The sequence below is a fragment of the Pseudomonas sp. VS40 genome (assembly GCF_018587885.1).
Classification (GTDB): Bacteria; Pseudomonadota; Gammaproteobacteria; order Pseudomonadales; family Pseudomonadaceae; genus Aquipseudomonas; species Aquipseudomonas pergaminensis.
Genome location: NZ_JAGYWD010000001.1, coordinates 135,699 through 160,304 on the forward strand (window position 1 = coordinate 135,699; position 24,606 = coordinate 160,304).

Here is a 24,606-nt window from a genome sequence, read left to right on the forward strand (position 1 = left end):
TCATGCAGCTCGTGCACACCCCACAACACACACAACTGTCGCTGTTCGAGGCCTTCATGGCCCAACCTCTTGCGCCCATTCTCAAGGAAACGATCGAAGCGCCCTGGAGCGCCGAGCCTGAGGCGTTCAGTGAATTGTCGTTGCGCGGTGCAGCTGGGAGCTGCCTGAGCCTGCTGGCGCCGATCCTTCGCGAATTGAGCGAAGAGCAGGACGCCCGCTGGCTGACGCTGATCGCCCCACCCGCCAGCCTGACCCAGGCCTGGCTGCGGGACGCCGGCCTCAACCGTGAGCGTATCCTGCTGCTGCAACCACGCGGTGCGCAAAGTGCCCAGCAGTTGACCTGCGAAGCCCTGCGCCTGGGCCGTAGCCATACCGTGGTGAGCTGGTTGAATCCGCTGAACGCTGCGGCCAAGCAACAGCTGATCAGCGCCGCGCGTACGGGCGATGCTCAGAGCTTGAATATTCGATTGGGTTGAGTGCCTGATCGGCCGAAGTCCTGTGACATGCAGGCTTCTGTGGTGAGCGGGCTTGCCCCGCGCTGGGCTGCGAAACGGCCCCAAAACCAAGCACCGTGGAATACCTGATGTACTGCGTCAATCTATTTAGGGCTGCTGCGCAGCCCAGCGCGGGGCAAGCCCGCTCACCACAGCAAGCCCGCTCACCACAACAAGCCCACTGACCACAACAAGCCCGCTCACTACAAGCAAGCTAGCTCACCAGAGAAGCCTGTCTAACCACCCCAGACTCCTTCACCACAGGGCTCAGTGAAGAACCCGTGGCCCTTCGTCTTTCTCCGGCTCGCCTTCAGCCAGGCGACCTGCCATCTGCACACCTACGCTCAACATGGCTTTGGCCACTTCCACGTGCTGGCCCTGCAGGAACACTTTGGCGTCCTCGGAAAAATCCAGAATGACCAGAGAACCCTCGTCCTCAGCCCGGCGCAACTCGATTCGGCCGTCAGGCAACTCAACAATTTCCAGAAAGGACGTCGGCATAAAAGTCTGTTCTCCACGAAAGGCCGGGATTATATCAGTCATCCACCCAGCCCCGCAGAGGATCTGAACAGGTTTGTTGACAGCTTGATGAATGGTCGCCGGCTTCGATGGCTACAACGCGTTGCGCCTCACACTCCGAGATACCTGCATCGCCGGCAAGCCGGCTCCTACGAGGAGATCAGCATTCGTTCAGGCCTTCGCGAAAGCGCAGCGCCATCTTTTTCAGTTCCTGACGCCAGCCCTCCAGCTCTTCACGGCTCAACGGCTTGGGTTCTTCCTCTTCCACCGCAACCGCCACGATCAGCGGCTGCGTCACATCGCCCTTGGGCACATGCGGAATACGCGGTGGCTGGAACATATCCGCATGCGCCTTGAGCAAACGCGCCACCCAACTGTCAGGGCTTTGCGCCATTTCGACCAGCTCGGCCAGCTCAGGAATCGCCATCGAATCCAGCACTTCGCGATTCATGATCATTTCCGCACGCGGCGAACCGGCCTGGGGCAGGCGGTAAAACCCGGCGATTTCATGGCACAAGCCCAGCAAGGCGCCGTAAAGGTGGAACAGCGCCGCTTCACGCCCTGCCTGGACCAGCGCGATGGCGTTCATCTCCTTCCCTTCCTCGGCACGGCCAAGGGCTTCCAGGGACAAACCCGCGAAGTAAATTTTCTGATTGGTACGGGTATAGAGTTCGTTGGCCATGACGGCAATCTCCACAACGAATAAGCGTGATGCTGGCTTAACAGTGTCAAGGATCAGCCGAGCGCACTGCAAGCGCAAAAAAAGGCCGCCTATGCAGGCGGCCTTTGTATTTCGCAGATTAGTCGATCAAGCGCCCTGGCGCTTGTCCTCGACCTTCCACTTGCCACCGTCGTAGAACGCTTTCCAGCCAGTCGGCTTGCCGTCTACTTCGGACTGCACGTACTGCTCCTTGGTCTTGCGGCTGTAGCGGATCACGGCCGGGCGACCGTCCGGGTCTTTCTTCGGCGCTTCACACAGGAAGTGGTACTTCGGATCGATCTCGTCCTTGTGCGGCACGATTTCCAGCACCAGCGGTGCGCGGGTCTCGCGGTTTTTCGGGAACTGGCTGGCAGCCAGGAACAGCCCCGAAGCGCCATCACGCAGGATGTAGGTGTCGTTGACCTTCTCGCATTTGAGCTCGGGCATCTTCACCGGGTCCATCTTCGGCGGCGCCGCGTCACCGCTCTTCAGCAGTTTGCGGGTGTTCTTGCACGTCGGGTTGGTGCAGCCGAAGAACTTGCCGAACCGGCCGGTCTTGAGCTGCATCTCGCTGCCGCACTTGTCGCATTCCAGGCTTGGGCCTTCGTAGCCCTTGATGCGGTAGCTGCCTTCTTCGATCTCATAGCCGTCGCAATCCGGGTTGTTACCGCAGATGTGCAGTTTGTGCTTCTCATCGAGCAGGTAAGCATCCATCGCGGTGCTGCAGATCGGGCAGCGGTGCTTGCCACGCAGTACCAGCGACTCGGACTCACCCTCGTCGTCCGCAGCAATTTCATCGCCCGGCACCAGGTTGACCGTGGCCTTGCAGCGCTCTTTCGGCGGCAGGCTGTAACCCGAGCAACCGAGGAACACGCCGGTGGACGCGGTACGAATCTGCATCGGACGGCCGCAGGTCAGGCACGGGATGTCAGTCATCACCGGCTGGTTGGCGCGCATGCCGCTCTCTGGGCTTTCGGCCACTTCGAGTTTCTTCTTGAAGTCGCCGTAGAACTCGTCCAGCACGTTTTTCCAGTCGCGCTCGCCCTGAGCCACGTCATCGAGGTTCTCTTCCATGCCGGCGGTGAAGCCGTAGTCCATCAGGTTGGAGAAGCTCTCGGACAGTCGCTCTGTGACGATATCGCCCATCTTTTCCGAATAGAAACGACGGTTGTGCAGCGCCACGTAGCCGCGGTCCTGAATGGTCGAGATGATCGCCGCGTAGGTCGAAGGACGACCGATACCGCGCTTTTCCATCTCTTTGACCAGGCTGGCTTCCGAATAACGCGCCGGCGGCTTGGTGAAGTGCTGGGACGGGTCAAGCTTGATTAGCTTCAACGTATCGCCCTGGGCCATGTCCGGCAGCACGTCATCATCGCCTGGCTTGGCGATTTGCGGCATCACGCGGGTGTAGCCGTCGAACTTGAGGATGCGGCCCTTGGCACGCAGCTCGAAGTCGCCAGCGCCCACGCTCACCGTAGTGGACAGGTATTGCGCCGGCAGCATCTGGCAAGCCAGGAACTGGCGCCAGATCAGCTCGTAGAGGCGCTCAGCGTCGCGCTCCATGCCGCTCAGCTTGCTTGGCTCGGTGTTGGCGTCGGACGGACGAATCGCTTCGTGAGCCTCCTGTGCGCCTTCCTTGCTGCTGTAGACGTTTGGCTTCTCCGGCAGGTACTTCTTGCCGAACTCGCTTTCAATATAAGTACGCGCCATCGCGACTGCGTCCACCGACAGGTTGGTGGAGTCGGTACGCATGTAAGTGATGTAGCCGGCCTCGTACAAGCGCTGGGCCATCATCATGGTTTTCTTCACACCAAAGCCCAGGCGGTTACTCGCGGCCTGTTGCAGGGTGGACGTGATGAACGGCGCCGATGGCTTGCTGCTGGTCGGTTTGTCTTCACGCTTGACGATGCTGTAGCTGGAAGACTTGAGCTTCTCCAGCGCGGCCATGGCCTGGGCTTCGTTCAGCGGCTTGAAGGCCTCGCCTTTTTCGCGAGCCACTTCGAAGCGCACGTTGGCGCCCTTGGCGGTGCCGAGGTCGGCGTGGACTTCCCAATACTCTTCGGGGATGAACGCACGAATCTCGCGCTCACGCTCCACCACCAGCTTCACCGCAACCGATTGCACACGGCCGGCGGACAGGCCACGGGCGATCTTGGCCCACAGCAGTGGCGAAACCATGTAGCCCACGACGCGGTCGAGGAACCGCCGGGCCTGCTGGGCGTTGACGCGGTCGATGTCCAGTTCGCCCGGTTTGGAGAAGGCTTCCTGGATGGCTTTCTTGGTGATCTCGTTGAACACCACACGCTTGTAGCGGCTGTCATCACCGCCGATGGCTTCCCGCAGGTGCCAGGCAATGGCTTCCCCTTCGCGGTCCAAGTCCGTTGCGAGATAGATGGTGTCGGCATCTTTGGCGAGCCGGCGCAGCTCTTCGATGACCTTTTCCTTGCCTGGAAGGATTTCGTACTTGGCCTTCCAGCCATGATCCGGGTCCACCCCCATGCGCGAGACCAGCTGCTTGCGCGCTTTCTCTTTAGGGGTAAGTACCGGACCTTCGCCCGCAGCCGCCTTGCCGCGCTTGGCGGCTGGCTCCTTGCTGGCGCTAGCCGAACCGCTGGTGGGCAGGTCTCGGATATGGCCGATACTCGACTTCACCACGTACTCGTTGCCCAAGTACTTGTTGATGGTCTTGGCCTTAGCCGGGGATTCCACAATGACCAGCGATTTGCCCATGGATCGGAAAATTCCTGAATTCGAGAAGTGAAAGGCAGTTGGCGCCTGTCGCGGCAACGCTATATATAGTGGCAACAAGGTGAGGTCAAGCGCAGCATTCTGCGCGACCTGCCGTTATTGCCCTGAAAAAAGACTGGGTTCGGCCTGGACCAAAGCAAAGCGCGGGACCTGCTCGCCGTCAACTTCGACGGTCTCCACAAACATGCTCAATGGGCGCACCCAAAAGCCGTAATCGCCATACAGTGCTTGGTAAAACACCACTTCTTCTTCGGTCTCGGAGTGCCGCGCTACATTGAAAACACGGTACTGCGGACCTTTATAATGCTGGTAGAGCCCTGGTTCGACTTTCATGCTCTGGCCCTCTTACAAAATTTATTAAAAAAAAATTCAAAACTGCCCAAAAACAAAAACCGGGGCACTGGGCCCCGGCTTCCGTCAACCCAACGCTTAGACGCGTTCGAAGACGGTGGAAATGCCTTGGCCGAGACCAATGCACATGGTGGCTACCCCGAGGTTGCCGCCATTCTGCTTCATCACGTTAAGCAAAGTGCCAGAAATCCGTGCACCGGAGCAACCGAATGGGTGGCCCAGGGCAATCGCACCGCCGTGCAGGTTAACCTTCTCATTCATCTTGTCGAGCACTTTCAAATCTTTCAGCACGGGCAGGGCCTGCGCAGCGAAAGCTTCGTTGAGCTCGAAGAAGTCGATGTCGTTGATGGTCAGGCCTGCGCGCTTCAAAGCTTTTTGTGTGGCCGGTACTGGACCATAGCCCATGATTGCCGGGTCCACACCCGCCACGGCCATCGAACGGATCACGGCCAGCGGCTGGATACCCAGGTCTTGGGCACGCTGCGCCGACATCACGATCATGCACGAGGCACCGTCGGTGATTTGCGACGAAGTACCGGCTGTCACGGTGCCGCCCTTTGGATTGAAGGCCGGCTTGAGCGCCGCCAGGCTTTCCAGGGTGGTGTCCGGACGAATGGTTTCGTCGTAGTCGAACAGTTTCAGGAAACCGTTCTCGTCATAACCGTTCATCGGGATGATTTCATCCTTGAACTTGCCTTCCACGGTCGCCTTGTGGGCGAGCTGGTGGGAACGCAGGCCGAACGCGTCCTGGGCTTCGCGGGTAATGCCGTGCATTTTGCCGAGCATTTCCGCAGTCAGGCCCATCATGCCCGAGGCTTTAGCCGCATACAGCGACATGTGCGGGTTAGGGTCGACGCCGTGCATCATGCTGACGTGGCCCATGTGCTCCACGCCACCGACCACGAACACATCACCGTTGCCGGTCATGATCGCCTGGGCGGCCGTGTGCAGTGCGCTCATCGACGAACCGCACAGACGACTCACGGTCTGGCCGGCAGCGGTGTGCGGGATCTGGGTCATCAACGACGCCATGCGCGCGATGTTCCAGCCCTGCTCCAGGGTCTGGTTGACGCAGCCCCAGATCACGTCCTCGACTTCGGTCGGGTCGACCTTGACGTTGCGCTCCAGCAACTTGCTGATCAGGTGTGCCGACATGTCTTCGGCACGGGTGTTGCGGTGCATGCCGCCCTTGGAGCGGCCCATCGGTGTGCGACCGAAGTCGACAATCACCACGTCTCTTGGATTCAAGCTCATAAATATTCTCGCTCTAGTCGTCTGGGCGCTTAACCGAAGAAGCTCTGGCCGTTCTTGGCCATTTCACGCAGCTTCGCGGTCGGGTGGTACAGCGGGCCCAAATCAGCGTATTTGTCAGCCAGGGCAACGAACTCAGCCACACCGATCGAATCGATGTAACGCAGCGCACCACCACGGAATGGAGGGAAACCAATACCGTACACCAGGCCCATATCGGCTTCGGCAGCGGTCTCGACGATGCCGTCTTCCAGGCAACGTACGGTTTCCAGGCACAGGGCGATCATCATCCAGTTGATGATGTCTTCGTCCGACACCTCACGCTGTTCGTAGATGACCGGCGCCAGTACTTCGTGCACCGAAGGGTCGGCCACTTTCTTCTGCTTGCCCTTCTTGTCCGCCTCGTAGGCGTAGAAGCCCTTGCCGTTCTTCTGGCCCAGGCGCTTGGCCTCGTACAGCGCGTCGATCGCCGAACGGCGGTCGTCTTTCATGCGGTCCGGGAAGCCTTCAGCCATCACGTCACGACCATGGTGACCGGTGTCGATGCCAACCACGTCCATCAGGTACGCCGGGCCCATCGGCCAGCCGAATTTTTCCATGACCTTGTCGATGCGCACGAAGTCCACACCGGCACTGACCAGCTTGGCGAAACCGCCGAAGTACGGGAACAGAACGCGGTTGACCAGGAAGCCCGGGCAGTCATTGACCACGATCGGGTTCTTGCCCATTTTCTTGGCGTAGGCAACGGTGGTGGCAATGGCCAGCTCGCTGGACTTCTCACCCCGGATCACTTCCACCAGCGGCATCATGTGCACCGGGTTGAAGAAGTGCATGCCGACGAAGTTTTCCGGACGCTTGAGGGCCTTGGCCAGCAGCGAGATGGAAATGGTCGAGGTGTTGGAGGCCAGGATGGTGTCGTCTTTGACCTGGGCTTCGACTTCAGCCAGTACCGCCTGCTTGACCTTCGGGTTCTCGACAACCGCTTCGACCACCAGGTCGACGTGGCCGAAATCACCGTAGGACAGCGTAGGACGAATGCCGTTAAGCACTTCAGCCATTTTCGCGGCAGTCATGCGACCTTTGTCCACACGACCGACCAGCAGCTTGGCGGCTTCTGCCAGGCCTTGCTCGATACCGTGCTCGTTGATGTCCTTCATCAGGATCGGCGTGCCTTTGGACGCCGACTGATAGGCGATACCGCCGCCCATGATACCGGCGCCGAGTACGGCAGCCTGTTTCACGTCGCGGGCAATCTCGTCGTAGGCCTTGGCCTTTTTCTTCAGCTCCTGATCGTTCAGGAACAGGCCGATCAGGCTTTGGGCCGCCGAGGTTTTCGCCAGTTTGACGAAGCCAGCAGCTTCTACTTCCAGGGCTTTGTCGCGACCGAAGTTCGCGGCTTTCTGGATAGTCTTGATCGCTTCAACCGGCGCCGGGTAGTTCGGGCCGGCCTGGCCAGCCACGAAACCCTTGGCGGTTTCGAACGACATCATTTGTTCGATGGCGTTGAGCTTGAGTTTTTCCAGCTTCGGCTGACGCTTGGCCTTGTAGTCAAATTCGCCACTGATGGCGCCCTTGATCAGGTTCAGTGCGGCTTCGGCCAGTTTGTCCGGGGCAACCACAGCGTCGACGGCACCGACTTTCAGGGCGTCTTCAGCTTTGTTTTCCTTGCCAGCGGCAATCCACTCGATGGCGTTGTCGGCACCGATCAGGCGCGGCAAGCGCACGGTGCCGCCGAAGCCTGGGTAGATGCCCAGCTTGACTTCGGGCAGGCCGATCTTGGCTGTGGCCGACATGACGCGGAAGTCTGCAGCCAGGCACATTTCCAGGCCGCCGCCCAGCGCGATGCCATTGATGGCAGCCACGGTGGGAACATTGAGGTCTTCGAAATCGCTGAAAATCTTGTTGGCTTCGAGGTTGCCAGCCACCAGCTCGGCATCGGGCAGCTTGAAGTTGTCGACGAATTCGGTGATGTCAGCGCCGACGATAAACACGTCCTTGCCGCTGGAAACGATCACGCCCTTGACCGAAGCATCTGCTTTGATGGCGTCTACGGCCTGACGCAATTCATTCAGGGTTAGACGGTTGAACTTGTTGACGGACTCACCCTTGAGGTCGAACTTCAGTTCGACGATGCCACTTTCAAGAGCCTTAACCGTGATGGCTTTACCTTCGTAAATCATCAACTGATCTCCACGATATGGAAGCTGAACAGTACACATTGGACGCTGGCCTCTGGTTGGACACTGACCGTTGCGTCAATGCTCATGCCAATCCGCCAGGCACACCCGCCAATGCGATAGTCGGGGTTCTGTATGAGCAGTCTGACAGACAAACGCTCAATTCATACGCCCGTTTGATTTGGGTACGCCACCTTCATCCAATTCCGGACAATTGTCAATCGCTCGAAAGGCTAGGAAAAACGCGACTTTCCAGTCATTTCAGAACCCCGGCCCTAAGCCCGTGATTCATCAATATTCAAATATTCACGAAATCAATAATAGAAAAGATGCGGGAAAAAGCTGTACAGAAGCGGATATGCCGCTAGGCTAGCGACAACCGTAACGCGCCTGGATGAACATCCGACGCGGGTACCACAGGTTTACCGGCCTGCCTGGCCAACTCCAGCCCGATGATGATGTCGGGCTTTTTATTGCCTGCCGCTTTCCATGATTTGCACGCCCTTTGTAGGAGCCCGGCTTGCCGACGATGGGGCCCGCAAACATTGCGCCAATCTTGAGAATGCCATCGCCGGCAAGCCGGGCTCCTACAGGGTGTTGTTGCAGGCCGCCAGGGTCGGTGTCAGGCCAAGGCCTTGAGCAGCGTATCGATAGCCTTCAACACGCTCGCCTCACCCTTCTCGCCCCAATACAAGGCGATCATCTGCTTGTCGGCCTCGACCTTGTAGACGTTGGCCGGCAGCGTTGCAAAATGCGGCAACAACTTCTCATCCACGCACACTTCGCGCCACTGATTGACCCACACCCCCGGCTCCAACTGCCAGTAACTCCAGATCGCCGGGGTGCTGCCCCGCCGTGGCCGGCAGTACTGAGCGCAGGGGCTCGGCGGCTCTGGCTTGAGCCAGTGCGGCCACTCCTGAGGTGCCAATTGCATAGCCAGGCCGATGCGGCGTGCCTCCATGCGCAGGGCCATGCGCCCGCTCTGGTGGCGCGACGGGCGCAGCCATGCCAGGGGGCTCAGAACCACCACAAGGATTGACACCACTATCCAGACCGTCATATGTGTACTCCCGAATTTCTAGATGAGCGGATTTGACCTGACGCAACCCCATCCGCTTGAAAGCAGCCATACTGAACATATTGCAGTCCCTTGGAGGAACGCCTCATGCCCTACCAACATATTCTGGTCGCTGTCGATCTGACCGAAGAGTGCGATCCGGTGATCAAGCGCGCGCAGGAATCTGCATTGGCCAATGGCGCCATACTGTCGCTGGTGCATATCGTCGAGCCCATGGCCATGGCCTTTGGTGGCGACGTGCCCATGGACCTTTCCCAGTTGCAGCAACAACAATTTGACCAGGCCAAGGAGCGCCTGGACCGTTTGATTCTCAAATACCCGCACCTGAAAAAGGAAGACTGCCACCTGACGTACGGCCAACCGCGCCAGGAAATCCACCATCTGGCCAAGGAAAAGGCTTGCGACTTGATCGTGGTGGGTAGCCATGGTCGTCACGGTTTGGCGTTGTTGCTGGGTTCTACAGCCAATGATGTGCTGCACGGTGCGCCGTGCGATGTGCTGGCCGTCAAACTGATCAAAAACGCATAACCCCTTGTAGGAGCTGGCTTGCCAGCGATAGCGGACTGTCAGCCACCAGATGTATGGCCTGACAGAATGCAATCGCGGGCAAGCCGGCTCCTACAGGTTCCTATAAAAAACCCGGTGTTCATCAGATGAACACCGGGTTTTTTAATGCACTGGAATCACTCAGGCATCCAGCTCAGCCCAACGCTCAACCAACGCTTCCAGCTCCTGGTTCAATGTTTCCAGGGAGGCGATGACCTTGGCGGTTTCCGCCGCAGGACGCAGGTAGAAGCCCGCGTCAGCCATTTGCGCCTCTACCGCAGCGATCTGCTGTTCCTTGGCGTCGATATCACCCGGCAAGGCTTCCAGTTCACGCTGCAGCTTGTAGCTGAGCTTTTTCTTGGCCGCCGGTGCAGCGTCCTGGACCGGTGCAGCCTCGGCAACAACTGGCGCCACGACTGCCGAGGTCAAGTCAGCCTTGCCGGACTTGCTTTCGGTCACACCCAGCAAACGCGGCGAACCACCCTGGCGCAGCCAGTCCTGGTAACCACCGACGTATTCACGCACCTTGCCTTCACCTTCGAAGACCAGGGTGCTGGTGACCACGTTGTCGAGGAATGCCCGGTCGTGGCTGACCATGAGCACAGTGCCGTTGAAGGTCAGCAGCACTTCTTCAAGCAGTTCGAGGGTTTCCACGTCGAGGTCGTTGGTCGGTTCATCGAGTACCAGCAGGTTGGCCGGCTTGCTGAACAGCTTGGCCAGCAGCAGGCGCGCACGCTCGCCACCGGACAAGGCTTTCACCGGTGTACGTGCACGTTGCGGGCTGAACAGGAAGTCGCCCAGGTAGCTCAGCACGTGGCGACTCTGGCCGTCGATGTCGATAAAGTCGCGGCCTTCGGCGACGTTGTCGATCACGGTTTTTTCCAAGTCCAGCTGGTGGCGCAGCTGGTCGAAGTAGGCCACATCGATGCGCGTGCCTTCTTCCACGGTGCCGCTGGTCGGTTGCAGACCGCTGAGCATCAGCTTGAGCAAGGTGGTCTTGCCGGTACCGTTGGCGCCCAGCAGGCCGATACGGTCGCCGCGCTGCAGGACCATGGAGAAGTCCTTGATCAGGAACGGGCCATCCGGGTGGTGGAAGCTGACGTTCTCCAGCACCATCACCTGCTTGCCCGACTTGTCGGCGGTGTCCAGCTGGATATTGGCCTTGCCGGTGCGCTCACGACGCTCGCTGCGCTCTACACGCAGGGCCTTCAGGGCACGCACGCGGCCTTCGTTACGGGTGCGACGGGCCTTGATGCCCTGGCGGATCCAGACTTCTTCCTGGGCCAGCTTCTTGTCGAACAGCGCGTTGGCGGTTTCTTCGGCAGCCAGGGCGGCTTCCTTGTGCACCAGGAAGCTGGCGTAGTCGCCGTTCCAGTCGATCAGGCCGCCACGATCAAGTTCAAGGATGCGGGTCGCCAGGTTCTGCAGGAAGGAACGGTCGTGCGTGATGAACAGCACGGCGCCCTGGAAGTCCTTGAGGGCTTCTTCCAGCCAGGCAATCGCGCCGATATCCAAGTGGTTGGTCGGCTCGTCGAGCAGCAGCAGGTCGGGCTCGGACACCAGGGCCTGGGCCAGCAGCACGCGACGACGCCAGCCGCCGGACAACTCGGCGAGGGTCTTGTCGGCCGGCAGTTGCAGGCGGCTCAGGGTGCTGTCGACCAGTTGCTGCAGGCGCCAGCCATCACGGGCTTCGAGGTCCTGCTGGACGTGCATCAGCTTGTCCAGGTCTTCTTCGGTGACGCAGTTCTGCGCCAGGTGATGGTATTGCGCAAGCAGCTCACCCACGCCGTCCAGGCCTTCGGCAACCACGTCGAACACTGTCCGTCCGTCGGCCACCGGCAATTCTTGCGGCAATTCGCCAATCTTGAGGCCCGGGGCACGCCATACAGAGCCGTCGTCGGGCTTCTGGTCGCCTTTTACCAGCTTCATCATGCTGGATTTGCCGGTGCCGTTGCGGCCGATGATGCACACCCGCTCACCACGGGCGATCTGCCAGGACACCTTGTCCAACAACGGCATAGCGCCGAAAGCAAGGGACACATCGCTGAATTTGAGCAGGGTCATACGCTTCTCCAAAAACTGGGCGCGCATTCTACCTGAGTTAGGGGTGGGATGCGGCTGGCATTTTCGCTGTCGACACGTTCTGTAGGACATTTCCAGCGAACTTGAACGAACCGGCCGGCAAAGCTTTCGTAGGCTGCGGGCAAAAGGCTAAGCTAGGGGCAATCAGTGTCGGCGGTGCCGGTGCTAGTCGTGATTTCTCTGCACGGACGTCTCATGCGCAGTCGCCTTTTTAATCTTTTATCTTGTCTGCTTCTCTCTGCCACCGCCGTTCAATCCGCCCAGGCCGTGGACCTCACCACCCAACGTCAATATTACGATGAAGCCAAACGCGCGCTGGCCAAGGGCGATACCGGCCCGTACATGCAATACAGCCAGGCCCTCGCCGACTACCCGCTGACGCCCTACCTGGCCTACGACGAGCTGACCGCCCGCCTGAAAACCGCGAGCAACCAGGAAATCGAGCAGTTCCTCGCCAAAAACGGCGACCTGCCCCAGGCCAACTGGATGAAACTGCGCTGGTTGCGCTGGCTGGCCGAGCGTGGCGATTGGCAGACTTTTGAAAAGTACTACGACGCCAAGCTCAATTTCGTCGAGCTGGACTGCCTGCATGGCCAGTACCAACTCACCCACAACTTGAAGGCGGAAGGCTATAAGACCGCCGAAAAACTCTGGATGACTGGCAAGTCCCAACCGGCGGCCTGCGATGTCACCTTCGGCCAGTGGGCGGCAGACGGCCAACTCACCGAACAGAAGATCTGGGACCGCGCCAAGCTCGCCGCCGAAGCGCGCAACTACGCCCTGGCCAACAGCCTGGTGAAAACCCTGCCCACCCTCGGCGCCCAAGGTCGCTTGATGGTGGACGTGGCGCAGAAGCCCGACATGCTCAGCGACCCGTCACGCTTCCTGCCGGCCACTGAGGCCATGTCTGACGCCGTGGGCCTCGGCTTGCGTCGCCTGGCACGCCAGGATCCGGACAAGGCCATGGCCCTGCTCGACGGCTACGCCAGCAGCATGCACTTCTCGCGTGACGAAAAAGTGTCGATCGCCCGCGAAATCGGCCTCACCCTGGCCAAGCGCTATGACCCGCGCGCCCTCGAGGTGATGACCAAGTACGACCCTGAACTGCGTGACAACACCGTCTCCGAGTGGCGCCTGCGCCTGCTGTTGCGCCTGGCCCGCTGGGAAGATGCCTATCAGTTGACGCGCAAACTCCCACAAGACCTGGCCACCACCAACCGCTGGCGCTACTGGCAGGCCCGCAGCCTGGAACTGGCCGAGCCGAAAAACCCGCAAGCGCTGGTCCTGTACAAGCACCTGTCGCAAGAACGCGACTTCTACGGCTTCCTCGCGGCGGATCGCTCCAAGGCCCCGTACCAGTTGAAGAACAAACCGCTGCCGATGAGCCAGGCGCTGCTCAACAAGGTGCGCAACACCCCCGGCGTGCGCCGTGCCCTGGAGTTCTACGCCCGAGGCCAGATCGTGGATGGCCGCCGCGAGTGGTACCACGTCAGCCGTCACTTCAACCGCGACGAGATGGTCGCCCAGGCCAAGCTGGCCTACGATATGAAGTGGTACTTCCCCGCGATCCGCACCATCAGCCAGGCGCAGTATTGGGACGACTTGGACATCCGCTTCCCGATGGCCCACCGCGACACGCTGGTGCGTGAAGCCAAGGTACGCGGCCTGCATTCCAGCTGGGTGTTTGCAATCACCCGCCAGGAAAGCGCCTTCATGGACGACGCCCGCTCCGGCGTCGGCGCCAGCGGCCTGATGCAACTCATGCCCGGCACTGCCAAGGAAACCGCGCGCAAGTTCAGCATCCCCCTGGCCTCCCCCGCCCAGGTGCTGGACCCGGACAAAAACATCCAGCTCGGCGCCGCTTACCTTAGCCAGGTGCACAGCCAGTTCAACGGCAACCGCGTGCTCGCCTCCGCCGCCTACAACGCCGGCCCAGGCCGTGTGCGCCAGTGGCTGCGCGGCGCGGATCATCTGAGTTTCGACGTATGGGTGGAAAGTATCCCGTTCGACGAAACCCGCCAATATGTGCAAAACGTGCTGTCTTATTCGGTGATCTACGGCCAGAAGCTCAATTCACCGCAGCCGTTGGTGGATTGGCATGAGCGGTATTTTGATGATCAGTAGTAAAGGCAGCCTTGAGCGTCAAGCTTGAAGCTTCAAGCTCAATAAAAATGCCCGCATTTCTCAATGCGGGCATTTTTTTATGGGCAGTGAGCGTTAGTGTGTGGCGCTTTCCTCTACCCCATCACTGAACTGCAACGCTGCCAACCGCGCATACAACGGATTGCTCGCAATAAGTTGTTGATGCGTGCCTACCGCCACCAACTTGCCCTGGTCCATTACGGCGATGCGGTCAGCGTTCTTCACCGTGGCCAGTCGATGGGCGATGACCAGCGTGGTGCGCCCTTGCATCAGTTGCGGCAGCGCTTGCTGGATCAGGTGTTCGCTCTGGGCATCGAGGGCGCTGGTGGCCTCGTCCAGCAGCAGGATCGGCGCGTCTACAAGCAAGGCGCGGGCGATGGCCAGGCGTTGGCGTTGGCCGCCGGAGAGGCCCATGCCGCCGTCGCCGAGGTGTGTCCGGTAGCCGTCAGGCATTTGCAGGATGAAGTCATGGGCGTGGGCAATGCGCGCGGCGGCTTCGACCTGTTCGAGGGTGGCCGTCGGATTGCCGTAGCGGATGTTCTCTTCGACGCTGCCGAAAAACAGCGCCGGGCTCTGGGACACCAGGGCGAAGTGGCGGCGCAGGTCCATGGGGTCGAGTTCGGTCAGCGGGTGGCCTTCGAGCAGGATGCGGCCATGCTGGGGGTCGTAGAAGCGCAGCAGCAGGTCAAAAATAGTCGACTTGCCCGCACCGGACGGCCCCACCAGCGCCAGGGTTTCACCGGGGTTGATGGTCAGGTTCAGGCCGTCGATGGCGTAGCTGTCGGGCCGTGAAGGGTAGGAAAAGCGCAGGTCTTGCAGCGCCATGCGGCCACTGACCCGTTCCGGCAGTTGCACGGTCCCGGCGGCGGGCGCCTGGATTTCGTTGCTCGACTGCAACAATTCGCCAATCCGCTCGGCGGCACCGGCAGCGCGCTGCAGCTCGCCGAGCACTTCGCTCAGGGTACCGACCGCGCTGCCGACGATCAGGCTATAGAACACAAACGCCGCCAGCTCACCGCCGGAAATGCGCCCGTTGATCACATCCATGCCACCAACCCACAGCATCACACCCACGGCGCCGAGCACCAGCATGATCACCAGGGTAATCAGCCAGGCGCGTTGGGTGATGCGTTTGCGCGCAGTGGTGAAGGCGTCTTCCACGGTCACGGCGAAGCGCTGTTCGTCCTGCACTTGATGGTTGTAGGCCTGCACGGTCTTGATCTGCCCGAGGGTCTCGGACACATAGCTGCCCACGTCGGCGATGCGGTCCTGGCTTTGGCGCGACAGGCTGCGTACGCGCCGGCCGAAGATGAGGATCGGCGCCAATACCAGCGGCAGCGCCACCACCACGATACTGGTGAGCTTGGGGTTAGTGACAAACAGCAGCACGATGCCACCGATGACCATCAAGGCATTGCGCAGGAACAGTGACAGCGACGAGCCGATCACCGACTGCAGCAAGGTGGTGTCGGTGGTCAGTCGCGATTGGATTTCCGAACTGCGATTGTTCTCGTAGAAGCCCGGATGCAGGTAGATCAGGTGGTTGAACACTTGCCGACGAATATCCGCCACCACCCGTTCGCCGATCCACGACACCAGGTAAAACCGTGCAAAGGTGCCCACTGCCAGGCCCAGCACCAGCACCATGAACAGGCCGATGGACTGATTGAGCAGGTGCGGTGATTGGGTCATAAAGCCCTGGTCCACCAGCAGGCGAATACCCTGCCCCATGGACAAGGTAATGCCTGCGGTGACGATGAGCGCCAACAGGGCACCGAGGGCGTGCCAGCGGTAGGGCGCAATGAAGCGGCTGGCCAGGCGGATCGCACGGCGTTGACGGACGGAGAACATGGAGGGCATCACCTGCGCAAGGGAGATAAGTATCTACACCACAACATTGGGGGAACTTGGGTAAATAACAATGAGTCAGGTTAATTATGCCCGCCGATGCTGATCCCTAGAGGCTATCGGTCTAACCCCAGGCTGGAAATGTGTAGCGGTTTCTGATGGACTGGGTGTTCGAACCGGTGACTTTGCAGGGAGTTGTAACAGCCTCGTCACGCGGGCGGCTTAGAGTGATAAGCAGAATAGGGACACAACCTGATGAGGAGACAGGCCATGACCTTGCAAAATAGCAGCGATGCCAAGATTGAAGTGATCCGCCAGCCGCAGCAGTTGCCTTGCTCGTACATCGACGCCAAGGGCCGCGAAGTGCAGATTACCGAAGAGATGATCCAGCAAGCGTGCAGCGAACTGGAACAGCGACTGGTCAAGCCTGCCCAGCAAGGCTGAAACGCCTACGCTCTTTCTGACCCGGCCCTGGTGGCCGGGTTTTTTATGCCCGAAACACACCCCGCGCGGGAGACGGCTTGCCGGCGAGCGGCCCTGAGCCGCGCGGTGATCTTGCGGGCGCCATCGCCGGCACGCCGGCTCCTACAAGGAGTCATACAGTTAGTGCACCTCGGCACCGAGGGCTGTGGCTATAGAGGCTAGCGCGGCGGATTCCCCGTGGATACGCACCTTCAAGCCATCAATTTCACGGCGCTCCGGGTAATGCTTGCGCAGCAGGTCAAACGCCTTGCGCTGCTCTTGCACGGTGCCCACCAGGCTGCGACGGAAATCCGCGTCGTCACGACGCGGGTCATACACGCTGCGGCACAGGGTCGCCAAGGCCCAGGCCGGATCGGTGGAGGCATTCAGGTGCACCTCGGCCAACCAGGGTGGCGGCAGCAAATCACTCAATTGAAGGCTTGGCTCCTGACCCAGGTGCGCGCAGAACGCCTGATAGATCTGCGCCGTGCCGCGCTGCTTGCCGTCCAGGCTGTAGCCGGCGATATGCGGCGTGGCCAGTACGCACAGGTCAGCCAGGTCGACGTCCACTTCCGGCTCGCCTTCCCACACATCCAGCACCGCTTGCAGGTCTTCGCGGTCCAGCAGCACCTCGCGCAGGGCGGCGTTGTCGACCACCGGGCCACGGCTGGCGTTGATCAGCCAGGTGCCGTGCTTGAGTTGCTCAAGGCGCTGGCGGTCGAACAGGTGCCAGGTGGAGCCGTTGCCGGACTTGGTCAGCGGCGTGTGCAAGCTGATCACGTCGCACTGCTCGATGATCTGCGCCAGGCTGACGTAATCCCCGTCCTCGGCGATCTGGCGTGGCGGGTCGCAGACCAGCACATTCCAGCCCAGGCCCTTGAGCACCTTGACCAGCCGCCCGCCCACTTCACCGGCGCCGACCACGCCGTAGGTGCGCTGATTGAGGTCGGCACCTTCGATCTCGGCCAGGGTCTGCAGGCTGCCCAGCACGTAGTCCACCACGCCACGGGCGTTACAGCCTGGGGCGCTGGACCACTGGATGCCGGCCTGCTGGAAGTAGTCGAGGTCCAGGTGATCGGTGCCGATAGTGCAAGTGCCGACGAAGCGCACCTTCGTGCCCTCCAGCAGCGCACGGTTGACGTTGGTCACCGAGCGCACCAGCAACACATCAGCCTGCTCGACCGTGGCGCGGTCAATGGAACGGCCGGGCACGCGGCGAATCTCGCCAAATCCCTGGAAAAATGCATCGAGCAGCGGAATATTTTCGTCGGCAACAATCAGCATGGCAGGCTCCTTTGGCGGACCCGCAGTGTACAGGGATCGCAGCCCTCGCTTACAAATCGCTAACACTGGTTTTTTCCTGACCGATGCGTCAAGGCGTAGAATCCGCCGTCCTTGCGCCTCCTTCTACGGGACACCTGTACGTGAACACTGCCACCGCCACCCTCACCCGCCCCGCCCGCATCAGCCGGGAAGTGCGCGGCCTGCTGACGCTCGCCCTGCCGATCATGATCGGCCAACTGGCGACCACCGCGATGAGTTTTGTCGATGCGGTGATGGCCGGGCGCGTCAGCCCCCAGGACCTGGCGGCCGTGGGCCTGGGCAACTCGATCTGGATCCCGGTATACCTGCTGATGACCGGCACGCTGTTGGCCACCACGCCCAAAGTCGCGCAGCGTTACGGGGCCGGGCAGTTCAGCGAGATCGGCCCGCTGGTGCGTCAATCCTTGTGGCTGGCCGTGGTGGTCGGTATCACCGCCTCGCTGTTGCTGCTCTGCGCCGAACCGATCCTGCAGGCGATGAAGGTGGAACCGGACCTGATCGAACCTTCCATGGGCTACCTGCACGGCATCGCCGCCGGTATGCCGGCCATTGCGCTGTATTACGTGCTGCGCTGTTTCAGTGACGGCCTGGGCCGCACGCGGCCGAGCATGGTGATGGGCCTGTGTGGCCTGGCGCTGAACATCCCGCTGAACTACATCTTCATCTACGGCCACCTGGGCGTGCCGGCCATGGGCGGCGTCGGTTGCGGCTGGGCCACGGCCATTGCGATGTGGGTGATGATGCTCGGCCTGGCGGTCTGGACCCGCTGGGGCCCGGCTTACCAGAGCAGCGAACTGTTCAAGCGTTTCGACTGGCCGCAATGGGCCGTGATCAAGCGTGTGTTGGGGATTGGCCTGCCCATCGGCATCGCGATCTTTGCCGAATCGAGCATCTTCGCGGTCATCGCCCTGCTGATCGGCAGCCTCGGCGCCACCGTGGTCTCGGGCCATCAGATCGCGCTGAACGTCAGCTCGCTGGTGTTCATGATCCCCTACTCCCTGAGCATGGCCGTGACCGTGCGCGTCGGCCAGGCCCTCGGCCGTGGCGAGCCGCGCGAAGCACGCTTCGCGGCGGGTGTCGGCATGGGCACTGCGCTGGCGTATGCCTGCCTGTCCTGCAGCCTGATGCTGGTGTTTCGCGAGCAGATTGCGGCGATCTACACCCCGGACCCGGTGGTCATTCACCTGGCGTCGATGTTGATCGTGTTCTCGGCGCTGTTCCAGTTCAGCGACTCGATCCAGGTCACGGCGGCGGGCGCATTGCGTGGCTACCAGGACACCCGCGTGACCATGGTGCTAACCCTGTTCGCGTACTGGGGCGTGGGCCTGCCGGTGGGGTATGCCTTGGGGCTGACCGACTGGCTCGGCGAACCCAGCGGCCCAAGCGGCTTGTGGCAAGGGCTGATCGTGGGCCTCAGCTGTGCGGCGGGGATGTTGCTGGTGCGCCTGGCGCGCAGTGCACGCCGGCGCATTCGCGCCGACAAGGCGCGGGTTTAAGCGGACTTCTTGCGGATCCAGTACAGGTACGTACCGGCCTGCTCCTGCTGATCCACCAGTTCGTGGTCGAGAAACACGCAGAACTTGGGAATATCGCGGCGCGTGGACGGGTCGGTCGCGATCACCTTGAGCAAGCCGCCTGGTGGCAAGTCGCGGATGTGCTGGTGCAGCATCATCACGGGCTCTGGGCAATTCAAGCCTGTTGCATCTAGGGTGCCGTCGACGGCGGTGTCGAAAATATCGCTCATGATCTACTCCTGGAACTGGCCGCCAGTCTACCGGGCCTTGGTTTTCTTCACATCCACCAACCGACGCAGGTGGCAGGTCACTTCCTCTCGGTCGTGGTACAGCTGCTTGCAGCCGATCTCCACCCGAATGCCACGGGCTTTGAAGCCGTCTTCGATGCGCTCCAGCAAACGCTTCACTTCGGCATACCGCTGCTTCATCGGCAACTTCAGGTTCACCACCGCCTCGCGGCAATGCCCCTCGCCGATCCAGGTTTCCAGCAGCGCGGCGTTACGCGCCGGCTTTTCGACGATGTCGCAGACCATCCAGTCCACCGGCTGCTTGGGCACAAAGGTGAAACCGTCGGCCATCAAGTGTTGCACCAGGCCGGTGTCCATCAGGCTTTCGGCCATCGGGCCGTTGTCGATGGCGGTCACCAGCATGCCACGGTTGACCAACTGCCAGGTCCAGCCGCCCGGCGCCGCGCCGAGGTCGACGCCGGTCATGTCGCCATGCAGGCGCTCGTCCCACTGGTCGCGGGGGATGAAGTGGTGCCAGGCCTCTTCCAGCTTCAGGGTCGAGCGGCTGGGGGCTTCGCGGGGGAACTTGAGACGTGGAATACCCATCGGCCACATCGCCGAGTTGTTCGACTCGGCCAGGCCCATGAACACTTCACGGCCACTCTTGAAGGTCAGCAGCAGTCGCGGCTTGCTGGGGTCGTCCACCAGCTTGCCGGCGTTCAGCAGGGCTTTGCGCAGGTGCACTTCGAATTTCTTGCAGAAGTTCGACAGTTCCTTGCCGTCGTTGGTGTCGACCATCTCCAGCCACAGGCTGCCGCACACCGGGAATTCGCGCAGGTGGGCGAGGATCACGCTGATGCGGTCGGTTTCCGGCAGGTCGATGAATACCCCGCGCGCCCACTGCCGCGGGAAGATCAGCTCGGCAAAGCGCTGGCCGTGCATCAGGCGCTGGGCGCCGTCTTCTTCGGTGCAGACAAATTCGGCGCAGGCGCTACCGGTCTTGGCCTTGGCGTAGCCGGAAACGTTCAGGCGCGCGGCGTGTTCCGCGATCTCGGAACAGACTTCGCCTTCAAAACCCGGGCGGCAGTGCATAAAAAGGGTGTTCATTGAATCTCCTGGCAACTGGGCTTGCTGCAGCGCAAGTCCTGTCATGAAAACGCGCGCATGATAGCCGAGTTCGGAACCTTGGACTTAACGATAGAGTCCAGTTATTAGCCTGCTAATGAAAACAGGGCTAAGTTGAAAGCTCTGTTCGTCCCGTCAGGTCCGTAGCCGTGCGGACCATAAGGAGTCATGTAATGTCATCCCTTGATAGCCTGAGAACCCTTAAAACCCTGCAGATCGACGACAAGACCTATCACTACTTCAGCTTGCCCGAAGCCGCCAAGAGCCTGGGCGACCTGGATAGACTGCCGATGTCCCTCAAGGTGCTGCTGGAAAACCTGCTGCGCTGGGAGGACGACAAGACCGTCACCGGCGCCGACCTCAAGGCCATCGCCGCCTGGCTCAAAGAGCGCCAGTCCGACCGCGAGATCCAGTACCGCCCGGCCCGGGTATTGATGCAAGACTTTACCGGCGTGCCTGCCGTGGTCGACCTGGCCGCCATGCGCGCCGCCGTGGCCAAGGCCGGGGGCGACCCACAGCGCATCAACCCGCTCTCGCCCGTGGACCTGGTGATCGACCACTCGGTGATGGTCGACAAGTTCGGGACCACCAGCGCCTTCGAGCAGAACGTCGACATCGAGATGCAGCGCAACGGCGAACGCTACGCCTTCCTGCGCTGGGGCCAGAGCGCATTCGACAACTTCAGCGTGGTGCCGCCGGGCACCGGTATCTGCCACCAGGTCAACCTCGAATACCTCGGCCGCACAGTCTGGACCAAAGACGAAGACGGCCGCACCTACGCCTTCCCGGACACCTTGGTCGGCACCGACTCCCACACCACCATGATCAACGGCCTCGGCGTACTCGGCTGGGGCGTGGGCGGGATCGAAGCGGAAGCGGCGATGCTCGGCCAGCCGGTGTCGATGCTGATCCCGGAAGTGATCGGCTTCAAGCTCACCGGCAAACTCAAAGAAGGCATCACCGCCACCGACCTGGTGCTGACCGTGACCCAGATGCTGCGCAAAAAAGGCGTCGTGGGTAAATTCGTCGAGTTCTATGGCGACGGCCTCGCCGACCTGCCGCTGGCCGACCGCGCCACCATCGCCAACATGGCCCCGGAATACGGCGCCACCTGCGGCTTTTTCCCGGTGGATGAGGTAACGCTGGACTACCTGCGCCTGTCCGGCCGTCCGGCAGAAACCGTGAAGCTGGTCGAGGCGTACACCAAAGCCCAGGGCCTGTGGCGCATCGCCGGCCAAGAGCCGGTGTTCACCGATAGCCTGGCCCTGGACATGGGCAGCGTCGAAGCCAGCCTGGCCGGGCCGAAACGCCCACAGGACCGCGTGGCCCTGCCGAATGTCGGCCAGGCGTTCAGCGACTTCCTCGACCTGCAATTCAAACCCACCAACAAGGAAGAAGGCCGCCTCGAAAGCGAAGGCGGCGGCGGGGTTGCCGTGGGCAACGCCGACCTGGTGGGCGAAACCGACTACGAATACGACGGCCAGACCTATCGCCTGAAGAACGGCGCGGTGGTGATCGCCGCAATCACCTCTTGCACCAACACCTCCAACCCCAGCGTGATGATGGCGGCCGGGCTGGTGGCGAAAAAGGCCGTGGAAAAGGGCCTGACCCGCAAACCCTGGGTAAAAACCTCGCTGGCCCCTGGCTCCAAAGTGGTCACCGACTATTACAAGGCTGCGGGCCTGACCCAGTACTTGGACAAACTGGGCTTCGACCTGGTGGGCTATGGCTGCACCACCTGCATCGGCAACTCCGGGCCGTTGCCCGAGCCGATCGAGAAAGCCATCCAAAAGGCTGACCTCGCGGTGGCGTCGGTGCTGTCCGGTAACCGCAACTTCGAAGGCCGCGTGCATCCCCTGGTGAAAACCAACTGGCTGGCCTCGCCACCGCTGGTGGTGGCCTATGCCCTGGCGGGAACCGTGCGCATCGATATCAGCAGTGAGCCGCTGGGTAACGACCAGGCCGGTAACCCGGTGTACCTCAAGGACATCTGGCCGAGCAGCAAAGAAATCGCCGACGCAGTGGCCCAAGTCAGCACCGGTATGTTCCACAAGGAATACGCCGAAGTGTTTGCCGGTGACGAGCAATGGCAAGCCATTGAAGTGCCACAGGCCGCCACCTACGTGTGGCAGAAAGACTCCACCTACATCCAGCACCCACCATTCTTCGACGACATTGCAGGCCCACTGCCGGTCATCAAGGACGTCAAAGGCGCCAACGTGCTGGCGCTGCTGGGCGACTCGGTCACCACCGACCACATCTCCCCTGCCGGCAATATCAAGACCGACAGCCCGGCCGGCCGCTACCTGCGCGAACAGGGCGTGGAGCCACGGGACTTCAACTCCTACGGCTCACGCCGCGGCAACCATGAAGTGATGATGCGCGGCACCTTTGCCAACATCCGTATCCGCAATGAAATGCTCGGCGGCGAAGAAGGCGGCAATACGCTGTACATCCCCACTGGCGAGAAAATGCCGATCTACGATGCGTCGATGAAATACCAGGCGTCGGGCACGCCGCTGGTGGTGGTGGCCGGCCAGGAATATGGCACCGGCTCCAGCCGCGACTGGGCAGCCAAGGGCACCAACCTGCTGGGCGTCAAGGCGGTGATCGCCGAGAGTTTCGAGCGGATTCACCGCTCCAACCTGGTGGGCATGGGTGTGTTGCCATTGCAGTTCAAGCTGGATCAGAACCGCAAGTCGCTCAAGCTCACCGGCAAGGAGAAGATCGACATTCTCGGTCTGACCGACGTGGAGATCGTGCCACGCATGAACCTGACGCTGGTGATTACCCGGGAGGATGGCAGCAGCGAGAAGGTCGAGGTGCTGTGCCGGATCGATACGCTCAATGAGGTGGAATACTTCAAGTCGGGCGGGATCTTGCACTACGTGCTGCGCCAGTTGATCGCCTCTTAAGCAACACTGCAAAACCAATGTGGGAGCGGGCTTGCTCGCGAATGCGGTGGATCAGTCAAGAATGCATCGACTGACACTCCGCATTCGCGAGCAAGCCCGCTCCCACAGTTTTGACTGCATTTCAAATCAGCCGAACAACCACTTCCACAGCAGCACCAGCACCACCACCGCCAGCACCGGCCGCGCAATGCGGTACGCCTTCGGATGCTTGCGCTTCCACTGCTTGACCACACCGCTGAACTTGTCGCTGAAGGTCTTGCTCCAGGCATAGGCCTGGTTGATCCCGCCAACACGCTCGTCGTCGAGGTTCTGCGGCGCGGTCGCGCGGCCCAGTTGCTTGCTGACCCAGCGGTTGACGCGGGTCATCACGCGGTTGCTCAGGGGGCGTTCGATGTCGCAGAACAGGATCACGCGGGTCTGCTCGGTTTCGTTCTTGACCCAGTGCACGTAGGTCTCGTCGAACATCACGTCTTCACCGTCGCGCCAGGCGTACACCTGGCCGTCGACAAAGATGCGACAGTCGTCGGAGTTCGGTGTGGACAGGCCCAAGTGATAACGCAGGGAACCGGCGAACGGGTCGCGGTGCGGGTTGAGGTGGCTGCCACCCGGCAACAGCGCGAACATTGCGCCCTTGACGTTGGGGATGCTGCTCACCAGCGCCACGGTTTTCGGGCACAGGGCCTCGGCCGATGGCAGCGGTTTGTCGTACCACTTGAGGTAGAAACGCTTCCAGCCCTTCTTGAAGAACGAACCGAAGCCGGCATCGTTGTTCTTTTCCGCCGCGCGGATGTAACCCTCGTCGAACAGGTGCATGGCCTCTTCGCGGATCACTTCCCAGTTGTCCTTGAGTACATCCAGTTCCGGGAACTTGCTGCGGTCCAGGTACGGCTTGGACGGCACGGCCGAGAACAGGTACATCAGGGCGTTATAGGGGGCGAACAGTGCCGAATGGTTGACGAACTGGCGCAACAGCGGCAAACGCGCCTTGCCGCGCAGGTGCACATACAACGTGCTGCCGATAAACAGCGCCAGTACCGACAGTTTGGCGGCCAAAGAAAAGGTCATGCAGCAACTCCTGGAAATAAGCGCCTGGCCAACAGCAGA

19 protein-coding genes are annotated in these 24,606 nt (G+C 61.1%); 6 read left to right on the forward strand and 13 right to left on the reverse strand.

Going from position 1 to position 24,606, the window contains the following annotated elements; translation table 11 throughout:
- Positions 1-2: 2 nt before the first annotated feature.
- A complete protein-coding gene (gene sulA, locus KHP07_RS00595; protein WP_012722849.1) occupies positions 3-476 on the forward strand; it encodes an SOS-induced cell division inhibitor SulA in 474 nt (157 codons plus the stop codon).
- A 285-nt stretch (positions 477-761) separates the two neighbouring features.
- Here sulA and KHP07_RS00600 read toward each other — a convergent pair whose 3' ends face one another.
- The 7 genes from KHP07_RS00600 to KHP07_RS00630 form a co-directional block, all read right to left on the reverse strand.
- A complete protein-coding gene (locus tag KHP07_RS00600) occupies positions 762-995 on the reverse strand; it encodes a hypothetical protein (RefSeq protein WP_014717511.1) in 234 nt (77 codons plus the stop codon).
- A 178-nt stretch (positions 996-1,173) separates the two neighbouring features.
- On the reverse strand, positions 1,174-1,695 hold the full coding sequence (locus KHP07_RS00605) for a DUF6586 family protein (protein WP_058425064.1): 522 nt from the start codon (positions 1,693-1,695) through the stop codon (positions 1,174-1,176).
- Positions 1,696-1,821: 126 nt separating this feature from the next.
- A complete protein-coding gene (gene topA / locus KHP07_RS00610; protein WP_099494401.1) occupies positions 1,822-4,443 on the reverse strand; it encodes a type I DNA topoisomerase in 2,622 nt (873 codons plus the stop codon).
- Positions 4,444-4,557: 114 nt separating this feature from the next.
- Entirely contained in the window at positions 4,558-4,794 is a 237-nt protein-coding gene (locus tag KHP07_RS00615; RefSeq protein ID WP_078047427.1) for a DUF1653 domain-containing protein, read from the reverse strand.
- A gap of 96 nt (positions 4,795-4,890) precedes the next feature.
- Complete coding sequence (gene fadA / locus KHP07_RS00620; RefSeq protein ID WP_099494400.1) at positions 4,891-6,066, reverse strand: acetyl-CoA C-acyltransferase FadA; 1,176 nt, start codon at positions 6,064-6,066, stop codon at positions 4,891-4,893.
- Positions 6,067-6,095: 29 nt separating this feature from the next.
- On the reverse strand, positions 6,096-8,243 hold the full coding sequence (fadB, locus tag KHP07_RS00625) for a fatty acid oxidation complex subunit alpha FadB (RefSeq protein ID WP_078047426.1): 2,148 nt from the start codon (positions 8,241-8,243) through the stop codon (positions 6,096-6,098).
- 619 nt (positions 8,244-8,862) lie between these two features.
- Positions 8,863-9,300: a hypothetical protein gene (locus KHP07_RS00630; protein ID WP_100491284.1), complete on the reverse strand. Its 438-nt coding sequence runs from the start codon at positions 9,298-9,300 to the stop codon at positions 8,863-8,865.
- Between the two features lie 105 nt (positions 9,301-9,405).
- Here KHP07_RS00630 and KHP07_RS00635 point away from each other — a divergent pair, with 105 nt between their 5' ends.
- Complete coding sequence (locus KHP07_RS00635) at positions 9,406-9,846, forward strand: universal stress protein (RefSeq protein WP_078047424.1); 441 nt, start codon at positions 9,406-9,408, stop codon at positions 9,844-9,846.
- Positions 9,847-10,005: 159 nt separating this feature from the next.
- Here the strand turns inward: KHP07_RS00635 and KHP07_RS00640 are convergent, their stop codons facing one another.
- Positions 10,006-11,928, reverse strand: a complete 1,923-nt coding sequence (locus tag KHP07_RS00640) for an ATP-binding cassette domain-containing protein (protein WP_078047423.1) — start codon at positions 11,926-11,928, stop codon at positions 10,006-10,008.
- Between the two features lie 213 nt (positions 11,929-12,141).
- Between KHP07_RS00640 and KHP07_RS00645 the strand changes: the two genes are divergently transcribed.
- The gene (locus tag KHP07_RS00645; protein ID WP_099494397.1) at positions 12,142-14,070 is read left to right on the forward strand and encodes a transglycosylase SLT domain-containing protein; all 1,929 of its coding nucleotides are present in this window, start codon (positions 12,142-12,144) and stop codon (positions 14,068-14,070) included.
- A 93-nt stretch (positions 14,071-14,163) separates the two neighbouring features.
- Here the strand turns inward: KHP07_RS00645 and KHP07_RS00650 are convergent, their stop codons facing one another.
- On the reverse strand, positions 14,164-15,948 hold the full coding sequence (locus KHP07_RS00650; protein WP_177409468.1) for an ABC transporter transmembrane domain-containing protein: 1,785 nt from the start codon (positions 15,946-15,948) through the stop codon (positions 14,164-14,166).
- A 258-nt stretch (positions 15,949-16,206) separates the two neighbouring features.
- On the opposite strand from KHP07_RS00650, the gene KHP07_RS00655 reads away from it, so the two are divergent.
- Positions 16,207-16,380 carry a PA1571 family protein gene (locus KHP07_RS00655; RefSeq protein ID WP_014717504.1) on the forward strand — a complete coding sequence of 58 codons (174 nt, stop codon included), beginning with the start codon at positions 16,207-16,209 and terminating at the stop codon, positions 16,378-16,380.
- A gap of 159 nt (positions 16,381-16,539) precedes the next feature.
- Here the strand turns inward: KHP07_RS00655 and pdxB are convergent, their stop codons facing one another.
- Positions 16,540-17,682: a 4-phosphoerythronate dehydrogenase PdxB gene (gene pdxB, locus KHP07_RS00660; RefSeq protein WP_214496424.1), complete on the reverse strand. Its 1,143-nt coding sequence runs from the start codon at positions 17,680-17,682 to the stop codon at positions 16,540-16,542.
- A 140-nt stretch (positions 17,683-17,822) separates the two neighbouring features.
- Here pdxB and KHP07_RS00665 point away from each other — a divergent pair, with 140 nt between their 5' ends.
- Positions 17,823-19,217 (forward strand): MATE family efflux transporter, encoded by a 1,395-nt coding sequence (locus KHP07_RS00665; RefSeq protein WP_099494395.1) that lies wholly within the window; start codon positions 17,823-17,825, stop codon positions 19,215-19,217.
- Here KHP07_RS00665 and tusA read toward each other — a convergent pair.
- Both tusA and rlmM read right to left on the reverse strand, forming a co-directional pair.
- Positions 19,214-19,465: a sulfurtransferase TusA gene (gene tusA / locus KHP07_RS00670; protein ID WP_071483636.1), complete on the reverse strand. Its 252-nt coding sequence runs from the start codon at positions 19,463-19,465 to the stop codon at positions 19,214-19,216. The genes KHP07_RS00665 and tusA overlap by 4 nt on opposite strands.
- Before the next feature lie 27 nt (positions 19,466-19,492).
- Complete coding sequence (gene rlmM / locus KHP07_RS00675) at positions 19,493-20,569, reverse strand: 23S rRNA (cytidine(2498)-2'-O)-methyltransferase RlmM (RefSeq protein ID WP_078047417.1); 1,077 nt, start codon at positions 20,567-20,569, stop codon at positions 19,493-19,495.
- 191 nt (positions 20,570-20,760) lie between these two features.
- Between rlmM and acnA the strand changes: the two genes are divergently transcribed.
- Positions 20,761-23,502 carry an aconitate hydratase AcnA gene (gene acnA / locus KHP07_RS00680; protein WP_078047416.1) on the forward strand — a complete coding sequence of 914 codons (2,742 nt, stop codon included), beginning with the start codon at positions 20,761-20,763 and terminating at the stop codon, positions 23,500-23,502.
- 126 nt (positions 23,503-23,628) lie between these two features.
- Here acnA and KHP07_RS00685 read toward each other — a convergent pair whose 3' ends face one another.
- Entirely contained in the window at positions 23,629-24,567 is a 939-nt protein-coding gene (locus KHP07_RS00685; protein WP_028619405.1) for an aspartyl/asparaginyl beta-hydroxylase domain-containing protein, read from the reverse strand.
- Positions 24,568-24,606 lie beyond the last annotated feature (39 nt).

Coding starts and splice junctions, on each gene's coding strand:
- KHP07_RS00605 (WP_058425064.1), bottom strand. CDS start 1,695: ATGGCCAACGAACTCTATACCCGTACCAATCAGAAAATTTACTTCGCG.
- KHP07_RS00645 (WP_099494397.1), top strand. CDS start 12,142: ATGCGCAGTCGCCTTTTTAATCTTTTATCTTGTCTGCTTCTCTCTGCC.
- KHP07_RS00635 (WP_078047424.1), top strand. CDS start 9,406: ATGCCCTACCAACATATTCTGGTCGCTGTCGATCTGACCGAAGAGTGC.
- KHP07_RS00615 (WP_078047427.1), bottom strand. CDS start 4,794: ATGAAAGTCGAACCAGGGCTCTACCAGCATTATAAAGGTCCGCAGTAC.
- topA (WP_099494401.1), bottom strand. CDS start 4,443: ATGGGCAAATCGCTGGTCATTGTGGAATCCCCGGCTAAGGCCAAGACC.
- acnA (WP_078047416.1), top strand. CDS start 20,761: ATGTCATCCCTTGATAGCCTGAGAACCCTTAAAACCCTGCAGATCGAC.
- KHP07_RS00650 (WP_177409468.1), bottom strand. CDS start 15,948: ATGCCCTCCATGTTCTCCGTCCGTCAACGCCGTGCGATCCGCCTGGCC.
- tusA (WP_071483636.1), bottom strand. CDS start 19,465: ATGAGCGATATTTTCGACACCGCCGTCGACGGCACCCTAGATGCAACA.
- rlmM (WP_078047417.1), bottom strand. CDS start 20,569: ATGAACACCCTTTTTATGCACTGCCGCCCGGGTTTTGAAGGCGAAGTC.
- sulA (WP_012722849.1), top strand. CDS start 3: ATGCAGCTCGTGCACACCCCACAACACACACAACTGTCGCTGTTCGAG.
- KHP07_RS00685 (WP_028619405.1), bottom strand. CDS start 24,567: ATGACCTTTTCTTTGGCCGCCAAACTGTCGGTACTGGCGCTGTTTATC.
- KHP07_RS00600 (WP_014717511.1), bottom strand. CDS start 995: ATGCCGACGTCCTTTCTGGAAATTGTTGAGTTGCCTGACGGCCGAATC.
- KHP07_RS00630 (WP_100491284.1), bottom strand. CDS start 9,300: ATGACGGTCTGGATAGTGGTGTCAATCCTTGTGGTGGTTCTGAGCCCC.
- KHP07_RS00655 (WP_014717504.1), top strand. CDS start 16,207: ATGACCTTGCAAAATAGCAGCGATGCCAAGATTGAAGTGATCCGCCAG.
- pdxB (WP_214496424.1), bottom strand. CDS start 17,682: ATGCTGATTGTTGCCGACGAAAATATTCCGCTGCTCGATGCATTTTTC.
- fadB (WP_078047426.1), bottom strand. CDS start 8,243: ATGATTTACGAAGGTAAAGCCATCACGGTTAAGGCTCTTGAAAGTGGC.
- KHP07_RS00640 (WP_078047423.1), bottom strand. CDS start 11,928: ATGACCCTGCTCAAATTCAGCGATGTGTCCCTTGCTTTCGGCGCTATG.
- fadA (WP_099494400.1), bottom strand. CDS start 6,066: ATGAGCTTGAATCCAAGAGACGTGGTGATTGTCGACTTCGGTCGCACA.